The sequence below is a fragment of the Streptomyces sp. NPDC059037 genome (genome assembly GCF_042740015.1).
In the GTDB taxonomy this organism is placed as follows: domain Bacteria; phylum Actinomycetota; class Actinomycetes; order Streptomycetales; family Streptomycetaceae; genus Streptomyces.
In genome coordinates this window covers 1-10242 of sequence record NZ_JBHYIG010000127.1, presented here as the reverse complement: position 1 = coordinate 10242, position 10242 = coordinate 1, and the positions used below count along the sequence as shown (strand labels likewise).

The 10242-nt window shown below is 73.0% G+C and carries 7 protein-coding genes; all 7 read left to right on the top strand.

Going from position 1 to position 10242, the window contains the following annotated elements; genetic code table 11:
* The first annotated feature begins 176 nt into the window (after window positions 1–176).
* Window positions 177–1562 (top strand): FG-GAP repeat protein, encoded by a 1386-nt coding sequence (locus tag ACFWY6_RS24800; RefSeq protein WP_384694270.1) that lies wholly within the window; start codon window positions 177–179, stop codon window positions 1560–1562.
* Window positions 1563–1624: 62 nt separating this feature from the next.
* On the top strand, window positions 1625–3088 hold the full coding sequence (locus ACFWY6_RS24795) for an FG-GAP-like repeat-containing protein (protein WP_384694267.1): 1464 nt from the start codon (window positions 1625–1627) through the stop codon (window positions 3086–3088).
* Window positions 3089–3168: 80 nt separating this feature from the next.
* Window positions 3169–4647, top strand: a complete 1479-nt coding sequence (locus ACFWY6_RS24790; RefSeq protein ID WP_384694264.1) for a VCBS repeat-containing protein — start codon at window positions 3169–3171, stop codon at window positions 4645–4647.
* 90 nt (window positions 4648–4737) lie between these two features.
* Entirely contained in the window at window positions 4738–6198 is a 1461-nt protein-coding gene (locus ACFWY6_RS24785) for an FG-GAP and VCBS repeat-containing protein (protein WP_384694261.1), read from the top strand.
* A 16-nt stretch (window positions 6199–6214) separates the two neighbouring features.
* Window positions 6215–7648, top strand: coding sequence for an FG-GAP repeat protein (locus tag ACFWY6_RS24780; protein WP_384694258.1), 1434 nt, complete (start codon window positions 6215–6217; stop codon window positions 7646–7648).
* A 67-nt stretch (window positions 7649–7715) separates the two neighbouring features.
* On the top strand, window positions 7716–9173 hold the full coding sequence (locus tag ACFWY6_RS24775; RefSeq protein WP_384694255.1) for an FG-GAP-like repeat-containing protein: 1458 nt from the start codon (window positions 7716–7718) through the stop codon (window positions 9171–9173).
* A 102-nt stretch (window positions 9174–9275) separates the two neighbouring features.
* Window positions 9276–10232 (top strand): Yip1 family protein, encoded by a 957-nt coding sequence (locus tag ACFWY6_RS24770; protein ID WP_384694252.1) that lies wholly within the window; start codon window positions 9276–9278, stop codon window positions 10230–10232.
* Window positions 10233–10242: the final 10 nt, after the last annotated feature.

The window sequence follows — 10242 nt, the reverse complement described above, 5'->3', positions numbered from 1 at the left end:
GGGGGTTTTTCTCGCGGGGGGGTTGGTGGGGGTTTGGCGCGCCGGCCCCCGCGCCCCTGACGGGGCGCACCCCCCTGGTTCATCCGGGCGTCACCTTCTCTCCCCTCTCGCACAACCATTCGTACGTCTCGCAGGTCACACCCCCGGAAGTATCGCCCCACTCCCGGGAGTTCCACGTGCGCGTACGAAACCTGGCCATCGCCGCCGGCGTCGCGGCCCTCGCCGCCGCGGGCCTGAGCCTGCCGCTCGCCGGGACGGCGATCGCCGCGTCCACCCTCAAGGACGACTACAACGGCGACGGTTACCGCGACCTGGCGATCGGCACGCCGGGCAGCAACTCCGTGATGGTGACGTTCGGTTCGGCATCCGGTGTCGCGGCCAACCGCGCCGTCACCCTCACCCAGAACTCGACCCAGGTCCCCGGAGTCACCGAGCCCGAGGACGAGTTCGGCGAGAACATCACCAGCGGTGACGTGAACCGCGACGGCTACGCCGACCTGATCGTCGGCGCCCCCGGCGAGAAGGTGGAGGGCAAGCCGTCCGGCTCCGTCACCATCCTGTGGGGCGGCCAGGGCGGCTTCACCGCGGGCGGCCGGGTCCTGAACTCCCCCGCCGACACCACGGGCCGCTACGGCGAGGCCACCGTCTGGACCGACTTCGACGGCGACGGCTCGCCCCAGCTGAGCGTCATCAGCGGCGACAACTGGTGGTACTACTCCGGCGCGGGCGAGGACGGCCGCGTACACGGCCTGGAGGTCGACTTCATCCCCGACGGCGCCCGCCTCGACGGCATGATCGCGGGCAAGTTCAAGGTCAAGGACGGCAGCGGCCTCGTCCTGTACGGCGAGCGCGCGGACGGCGGCGCCTACACCGCGCACATGAACGGCGGCTTCGGCGACTACGGCTACCAGGCCGAGGTCCTCGGCGAGGGAGACGACCCGACGGCGACGCGCGACGCGGCCACCGCCGGTGATGTCAACGGCGACGGTTACGACGATCTCGTCACCGGCAACTCCCGTGCGGGGAAGGGTGGTTCGGTCACCGTCCGGCTCGGTGGTGACCGCGCGTTCGGCGCGCCCGTGACGTACGACCAGGACAGCGCGGGCGTTCCCGGCGCCGGCGAGGCGGGCGACGGCTTCGGTGCCTCCGTCTCGGCGGGCGACGTCACCGGCGACGGCCTGCCCGACCTCGCGGTGGGCGCGCCCGGCGAGACGGTCGGCACGGTGGCCGGGACCGGCAGTGTCGTCCTGCTCAAGTCGTCGGCGGGCGCCTTCACTTCGGGGCAGTCCTGGCACCAGGAGACCTCGGGCGTACCCGGCGCCGGCGAGGCGGGCGACGGCTTCGGCACCTCCGTACGCCTCAAGGACATCAACAAGAACGGCAAGGCGGACCTGGCCACCGGCGCGACCGGCGAGGACATCGGCACGACGCGGGACGTCGGCGCGGTGTGGGTGCTGCGCGGCACGGCGACGGGCCTGACGTCGTCGTACGCGGCGTCCTTCAACGGCTCGGACTTCGGGGTCGGCACGGCGGGCGCGGGCTTCGGCCGCACGGTCCGCTGATCCCGCCTTTCACTTCACTGCCTCAACTGCCCTTTCCTATTACGTGAGTTGGAGACACCTCAGTGGTTTCGACGGCTGACCGCGCACACAGACCCGCGCGGCACAAGATCCTCGCGGTGGGCGCGCTCGGCGCCGCCACCGTGCTCGGCCTCGCGGGCCTTACGGCGGGCGGCGCGTCCGCCGCCGAGCCGTCGAAGCCGCGGGCCGACTACAACGGCGACGGATACGCGGACCTCGCGGTCGGCGTGCCGGGCGCGACGGTCGGCGGCAAGACCAAGGCCGGGTACGTGAATGTGGTGTGGGGCGGCGCGTCCGGCCTCGGGAAGCACGGCTCGACGAACGTCGGCCAGGGCACGGCCGGCGTCCCCGGCACGGTGGAGGCCGGCGACCGCTTCGGCACGGCCGTCCACTCCGCCGACCTGAACGGCGACGGCTACAGCGACCTGATCGCGTCGGCGCCCGGCGAGGCCATCGACACCACCCCCGACGTGGGCACCATCTCCGTGCTGTGGGGCTCGGCGGGCGGCTTCGCCAAGGGTGGCATCACGGCCGCCAAGGGCGGCTCCGAGGATTCCAGGATCGGCGGCGCGCTCAGCACCGGCGACTACGACGGCGACGGCACGCAGGACCTCGTCTTCCCGATCGCCGGTGAGGAGGGCACGGCGACGATGATGCGCCCCGGGCCCATCACGTCGGCGACGAACACCAGGCCGGCCATCGTCGAGAACCACCAGTTCGGCGGCCCGCGCGCCTACGCATCCGCCGACTTCGACGGGGACGGCAAGGACGACCTCGCGGTGACGTACAAGGGCATGGAGAGCTCAGGCACCTTCGTCGTCCGCAAGGCGTCCGGCGAGTGGCAGAACTTCTGGAGCACCGGCGACTACGGCACGTCGGTCGCCGCGGGCGACTTCGACGGGGACGGCACGGCCGACCTCGCGCTCGGCGGCGTCACGGCGAACCCGGAGGCGGACGGCACCCATTGCGAGGACCGGCTCGGCGGCGCGGTCCTCACCGTGTACGGCAAGCAGGGCGCCGCGCTCGGCGGCGGCTCCGCGTGCACCACGCAGAGCACGCCCGAGGTCGGCGGCAGCCCGGAGTCCGGGGACAACTTCGGGGCGTCGCTGGCGGCGGCCAATCTCGACCGGGACGGCATCGACGAACTGATCGTCGGCGGTGACGCGGAGGCGGTGGGCACCGCGGCGAACGCGGGCACGTACTGGATCCTCGCCTCGGCCGGCACGGGCAAGCCCCTGGTGGGGCCCGCCTACAGCCAGAACTCCGCGGGCGTCGCGGGCACGGCGGAGGCGGGCGACCGCCTGGGCGCCGGGGTCGCCGCCGGTGACTACAACGGGGACGCGTACCCGGACGTGGCCGTCGGCGCGCCCGGCGAGGACGGCGGCTCGGGCGGCGTCTGGTACTCCGCGACCCCGAAGGAGGGGCCGAACCCGGCGGTGGTCTCGGTGACTCCGGGGAAGCTGGGGCTCACCGGGGCGAGCGAGTACGGCACCGTACTGGCGCGGTAGACCCGCCGCTTCGCGGCGGATTTTTCCCACCCACCCACTCACCCACCCGATTACCCCGCAGCCAACAGGAGCCCAAGCACATGCCCAAGCACAAGCGCCCCACCCCCCGTACCCACAGACCCGGCCGCCTCGCCGCGGCCACCGCCGCCGCCGCGGCCCTCACAGGCGGCCTCCTCACCCTCACCGCGACGACCGCGACCGCCGCCCCCGCGGCGACCCAGCCGGACGACGCGGACTTCAACGGCGACGGCGCGGCCGACCTCGCCACCTCCGCCACGCACGCGAACGTCGGCGGCAAGGACAAGGCGGGCCAGGTCGTCGTCACGTACGGCGGCGCCGAGCGGCGGCACACCACGTACAGCCAGAACAGCGCGGGCGTCCCCGGCACCGCCGAGGCGGGCGACGCCTTCGGCGCGGACACCGCGTACGGCGACTTCGACCGCGACGGCTACGACGACCTCGCGGTGGCCGCGATCGGCGAGGACGTCGGCACGGACGTGGACGGCGGCACCGTACAGATCCTGTGGGGCTCGCCGAACGGCCTCTCCGGCGGCAGCACGCTCACGGACCCGCGCCCCACCAAGCACGACAAGTTCGGCGGCCCCATCCAGGCGGGCGACTTCGACGGCGACGGCACCGACGACCTCGCCGTGGGCGCGAGCTCGGGCGCCGCCACGATCGACCTCTTCGACCGCGGCATCACCCGCACCGGAACCCCCGGCGGCCACTACACGGTCCTGCCGCCCATCCACAGCGGCGAAGGCGCGGGCCCCTTCAACCTGCACTCCGGCGACGTCAACGGCGACGGCCGCGACGACCTGATCGTCGACGGCTACTCCACGGCGGACGGCTACAACGCCAACCTCTGGCTGCCCGGCAGCGCGAACGGCATCACCACGACCGGCGTCCAGCGGCTGCCCGCCGGCTACATCACCGACGTGGGCGACACGGACAGCGACGGCTACGGCGACGTCATCATCGGCCTGACCTGGGACGAAGGCATCGACGGCGCCAACAAGGGCGGCACGGTGTACGTCGTCAAGGGCAACGCCAACGGCCCCTACGGCGGCAGCGAGACCATCACCCAGGACTCGCCGGGCATCCCCGGCGGCAGCGAGAACGGCGACAACTTCGGCGCCGAACTGGACCTCGGCGACATCAACGGCGACGGCCACCTCGACCTGGTCGTCAGCTCCCCCGGCGAGGACCTGGACGGCGTCTCGGACGCGGGCTCGGCGACCCTCGTCTACGGCGCGGCGGACGGCTCGGGCCTCTCCACGCAGGGCGCGGTCCTGCTCAGCCAGGACACCCCGGGCGTCCCCAACTCCAATGAGACGAACGACTACTTCGGCTCGGACGTCCACATCGACGACCTGAACGCGGACGGCCGCGGCGAGGTCGCCATCGGCGCGCTGGGCGAGAACGGTGCCAACGGCGCCTTCTACGTCCTGGACTCCAACGCCGACGGCACGCTCGCCTCCGGCGCCGGCATCTACACGTCCACGGTGGGCATCTCCGCCACGGGCACCGCGCGCCTGGGCTCCAACTTCGCGGACTGAGCCGCCACTTCGCCCCTCCCCCAAGCCGCCGGGCCCGCACGCTCCCCCCGTGCGGGCCCGGCTTCCCCGATCTCTCATCTCGGAGCTCCCGTGCGCCTCCGCACCATCCCCCTGGCCGCGTCCCTCACGACCACCGGCCTGGTCACCGCCCTGCTCACCGCCCTGCCCGGCACGGCCACGGCCGCGCCGTCCGGACTCTCCGGCGATTTCAACGGCGACGGCCACCGCGATCTGGCGATCTCCGCCCCGGCCGCCACGGTCGGCGGCAAGTCCTGGGCGGGTCATGTCGCCGTGGCGTACGGATCGGCTTCCGGCAGCCCGGACCCGGCCCGCCGCACGGTCATCAGCCAGAACTCGCCCGGAGTGCCGGGCGAGGCCGAGAAGGACGACGAGTTCGGCCACCGGATCGCGGCGGCCGACCTGAACCGCGACGGATACAGCGACCTCGTCGTCACGTCCTCGCGCGAGAAGACCGGCAGCCACCCGGACGCGGGCACGGTGGTGATCGTCTGGGGCTCGGCGGGCGGCCTGTCCGGCGGCACGACCGTCGACAACCCCCAGCCGCTGCACGGCAGTTACTTCGGGCTCGGCCTGGCCGCAGGTGACTTCACCGGCGACGGGAAGCCGGACCTCGCCGTGTCCGCACAGGGCGACACCGGCACCAATCCCTTCAAGATCCGCCTGATCCGCGGCCCGTTCACCAAGTCCGGCTCGACCGGCACCATCACGTCGTACGCCGCACCGCTCGAAGGCCCGACCCTCACGGCGGGCCGGGTGAACGGCGACGCCAAGACCGACCTGGTGGTCACCGGCAGGAAGACCAACAGCGACCACCTCGGGGCGGCCGTCTACTACAAGGGCACATCGGCGGGCCTGACCAAGGGCGCGAGCCTGCGCGCGGGCACCACGGCGGCCATCGGCGACCTGGACGGCGACGGCTACGGAGACATCGCCGTCGGCAACCCCGACGAGCCCGGCGACGAGCCGTCCGGCTCCAAGGGCGGCGAGGTCAGCGTCGTCTACGGCACCTCGTCGGGCCCGAGCGCCACCCGCCGTACGACCCTGACGCAGAGCAGTGCGGGCGTGCCGGGCGCCGCCGAGTACGGGGACAACTTCGGCGCGTCGGTGGCCGTGGGCGACCTCGACGGCGACGGCCACGCGGAGCTGACGGCAGGCGCCCCCGGCGAGAGCATCGGCGCCGAACCGGACCTCATCCTGGGTGCCGGCGCGGTCACCGTCCTGCGCGGCTCCGCATCGGGCCTCACCACCACCGGCGCGCTCAACCTCACCCAGGACAGCCCCGGCGTCCCCGGCAGCGCGGAGTCCATCGACGGCTTCGGCGCGACCCTGCTCTGCTCGGACATCGGCGCCGACGGCCGCCAGGACCTCACGGCGACGGCCTCCCAGGAGAACGACGACGCGGGCGCCGTATGGCATCTCCCCGGCACCGCGGGCTCCCTCTACTCCACGACGGCATCCACCAGCTTCGGCCCGAGCGGGCTTGGCCTCTCCACGGCGTACTCGGCCTTCGGGTCGGACCTCGCGGGCTGACCGAAGGACACGACTCATGCGCAGACGCATCATCGCCGCCGTCGCCACCCTGGCCACGGCCGCCCTCACCCCCTTGGCCCTGCCCGCGCCGGCCACGGCCGCGCCGGCCCGGTACGCAGACGACTTCAACGGCGACGGCCACCGCGACCTGGCCGTGGGCATGCCGTCGAAGACCGTCGACGGCAAGAAGCGGGCCGGCGCGATCCTGGTGACCTTCGGCTCGGCCTCGGGTCTGACCGGCAAGCGCGTGTACGTCACCCAGGACTCCCCGGGTGTTCCCGGCGGCGCGGAGGCGGAGGACCTGTTCGGCACCGCACTCTCCAGCGGCGACCTGGACGGCGACGGATACGCCGATCTGCTCGTCACCAGCGAGGCCGAGACGGTCGACGGCCTGTGGGCGCGCGGCTCCGTCACGGTCCTGTGGGGCGGCCCCACCCCCTTCCGCGGCGGCACGTCCCTGGCCGACCCGGCCCCCGCAGGCCAGCAGTGGTTCGGAACCGACACCGCCGTCGGCGACTTCGTGGGCGATGCCGCGCCCGAGGTGGTCCTCTCGGACGCCTCCGGCCTCTGGCTGGTCGAGGGCGGCTTCAGCCGTACGTCCCTGCCGGAGCCGGAGCCGCTGTACGCGCGCGGCGGCAACAACCAAGTGGGCTCCGGGCAGTTGGCGGTGGGTGACTTCTCGGGCGGCGGCAAGGACGAACTGGCGGTGACCGTGCCCGGCACGACCGTGGTCTACGGCAGCGGTCCGACGGGCGAGAAGTCCGAGTTCTACGACCGGGCGGCTCTCGCGGGCGGAACCACTTCCGCGGCGGGCGACCTGAACGGCGACGGCTGCGACGACCTCGCCGTGGGTCTGCCGAGCCCCGACCTGTACAGCAACGGCATCGCCGACCCCAGCCGCGAAGCGGGCTACGTGATGGTCTTCCAGGGCACGGAGGAGGCCGACGCCACCGGCGGCCTGAGCCGCACGCGCCGCACCTACCACCAGGGGACCTCCGGCATCCCCGGCGAGAACGAGCCCCTCGACCAGTTCGGCGCGGACCTCTCCATCGCCGACATCACCGGCGACGGCCGCGCGGAACTGGCGGTCGGCGTCTCCTACGAATCCCTGGAGGGCCACACCCGCACCGGCGACGTCCTCGTGCTGCGCGGCTCCGCCACCGGCCCGACCGCCACCGGCGCCAGGCGCTTCTCGCAGAGCACGGCCGGGGTGCCGGGCGCCGCGGAGTTCAACGACGAGTTCGGCGCGCGCGTCCGGCTCGCCGACTTCGACCGGGACGGCAGGGCCGACCTCGCGACGACCGCGCCGGGCGAGAACCGGATGAGCGGCGCCGTCTGGCAGTTGCGCGGCACAGGCTCGGGACTCTCGACGTCCGGCGCGGACGTCTTCAGCCCGGCGGACTACGGCCTGGCTGCCGGCTCGCATCTGGGCGAGGCGGTCAATGACTGAGACAGCGCCCGAACTTGCGCATCACCCGTACCGAAGTACCCGTCTTCACACACGAGTTGGAGTCCTTGTGTCCCTGCGCGCACGCGTCACCACCATCGCCGCCACGGCCACGGCCCTGGCCGCCACCGGCCTCGCCCTGCCCTTCGCGGGCACCTCCGTCGCCGCCGAACCCACCCCTGTGGAGAGCGACTTCAACGGCGACGGCTATGCCGACCTCGCCGTCGGCGTGCCCAGCGGCAGCGTCGACGGGAAGGCCAAGGCCGGTTACGTCAGCGTCGTCTTCGGCGGTGAGAACGGTCCCGGACGGCACGGCGCGCGGCGGATCACGCAGGCCACCGTCGAGGTGCCCGGCACCCCGGAGGGCAGTGACCGCTTCGGGGCCGCCGTCACGTCCGCGTACATCGACGACGACCCGTACGCCGACCTCGTCATCGGCGCCCCCGGCGAGGACATCGACGCCAAGACCGACGCCGGCTCGGTCACCGTCCTGTACGGCGCGGGCGACGGCTTCTCCGAGGCCGGCACCGCCGCCCGGGGGGCCGCGTCGGGCGACACGTACGGAAACGCCCTCGTCGCGGCCGACTTCACCGGCGACACGGACGTCGACCTGGCGATCGGCGCCAAGGACAAGGTCGTCGCCAACTACAACCCGCTCACCGCCGGCACCAGCACCCTCATGGCCGACCGGATGGGCGGCCGCGCCCCCGTCATGACGACGGGCGACTTCAACACCGACGGGCTTCCCGACCTCGCCCTCGGCTACTACACGCAGAACCAGCCCTACACCCAGTCCCACCTGCGCCTCTACGGCTGGAACAAGGACGAGGGCTCCATGGGCAACTTCTGGAACAACTCCAACGGCGCCGCGAACGCCCTCGCCTCCGGCGACTTCAACGGCGACGGCTACGACGACCTCGCCGTCGGCAACTGCCGCGAGATAGCCGACGAGAACATCGACGACCCGTGCGGTCCGGAGCAGCTCACCAAGGGCGGCGGCATCCACATCCGGTTCGGCGGCGCCAACGGCAGCTTCGGCTGGGAGCAGCAGACGCTCAACCAGGACACCACGGGCGTGCCCGGCGTCGCCGAGACCGGTGACGGCTTCGGCGACGCGCTCGCCGCGGCGGACATCGACGCCGACGGCCACGACGACCTGATCGCGGGCGCCCCCGGCGAGGCGATCGGCAGCGCGGCCCGTGCGGGCAGTTTCACCGTCCTCAAGGGCGGCGCGATCGGCCTCATCGACGCGTCCGGGTCGGCGACGGGTGTCGGGTACCAGCAGAACTCCGAGGGTGTCCCGGGCGTCGCCGAATCGGGTGACGCCTTCGGCGCGGCGCTCACCATCAACGACCACAACGGCGACGGCTACGCGGACCTGAACGCCGGCGCGCCCGGCGAGAACGCCGCGGCGGGCGGCGTCTGGCACCTGCCTTCCTTCTCACCCGGCCCGGTCATCACCCCGAAGTCCCTCTCCCTGCCCGCCTCGTCGGACCCACTGGCCTACGGAGCGGTGCTCGGCCACTGACCCCTCGGGGATCCCCCTAGGGGCTGTCACAGGTCGGCGGCAAAGCCCCTCTCCTCCTGGGGAGGGACGCCCCCGCCCCTTCAGACCAGGTACGTTCGATTCGTGGCTGGATTCAGGATCGGACGCGGCCGGGACAACCGCGCCCCGCAAGCGCGACCGCAACAACGACCGCGGCAGGAGCCGTACGGGCAGCAGGCCCCCCAGGGCCAGCAGCCGCCGTACGGCTATCCGCAGGCGCCTCCGGGCCCTCAGCAGTACGGGCGTCAGCCCTACGGCCAGGGGCCGGGCGGGCCTGGCGGGCCCGGCGGGCAGCAGTGGCCGCAGGCGGGCGGCGGCAATCACGGGGAGCCGGAATACTTCGGCGGACCGGATGACGACCCCGCTCACGGCGGGCCAGGGGGCGGCTACGACCCGTACGCCGCGAACAACCCGGGTCACACCCAGGCCTTCTCCATCGGCGAGGACCCCTACACCCAGGGCGACACCTACCGCGCGGGCCAGGCGAGCGCCCCGATGGGCCCGCGGCTGCACTGGAAGGACCTGCTGCGCGGCATCGTGCTGCACCCGGGCCCGACCTTCCTGCAGATGCGGGACTACGCGATGTGGGCCCCGGCCGTCATCGTGACGTTCCTCTACGGCCTCCTTGCGATCTTCGGCTTCGACGCGGCCCGCGAGGACGCGATCAACGCCACGCTCTCGTCGGCCGTCCCGTTCGTCCTGACGACCGGCGTCGCGATCACGATCAGCACCTTCATCCTGGGCGTGGTCACGCACACCCTCGCCCGCCAGCTCGGCGGCGACGGCGCCTGGCAGCCGACGGTCGGCCTCTCCATGCTGATCATGTCGATCACGGACGCGCCCCGCGTGGTGGTCGCGATGTTCCTCGGCGGCGGCCAGCCCTTCGTACAGCTGCTCGGCTGGGTGACCTGGGTCGCGGCGGGCGCGCTGCTCACCACGATGGTGAGCAAGTCGCACGACCTGCCGTGGCCGAAGGCGCTGGGCGCTGCGTCGATCCAGCTCCTGGCGATCCTGGCGATCATCAAGCTGGGCACGTTCTAGACGCACATAC

Bases quoted from the DNA above. Each gene is read 5' to 3' on its own strand.
- ACFWY6_RS24790 (WP_384694264.1), top strand. From the start codon at position 3,169: ATGCCCAAGCACAAGCGCCCCACCCCCCGTACCCACAGACCCGGCCGC.
- ACFWY6_RS24780 (WP_384694258.1), top strand. From the start codon at position 6,215: ATGCGCAGACGCATCATCGCCGCCGTCGCCACCCTGGCCACGGCCGCC.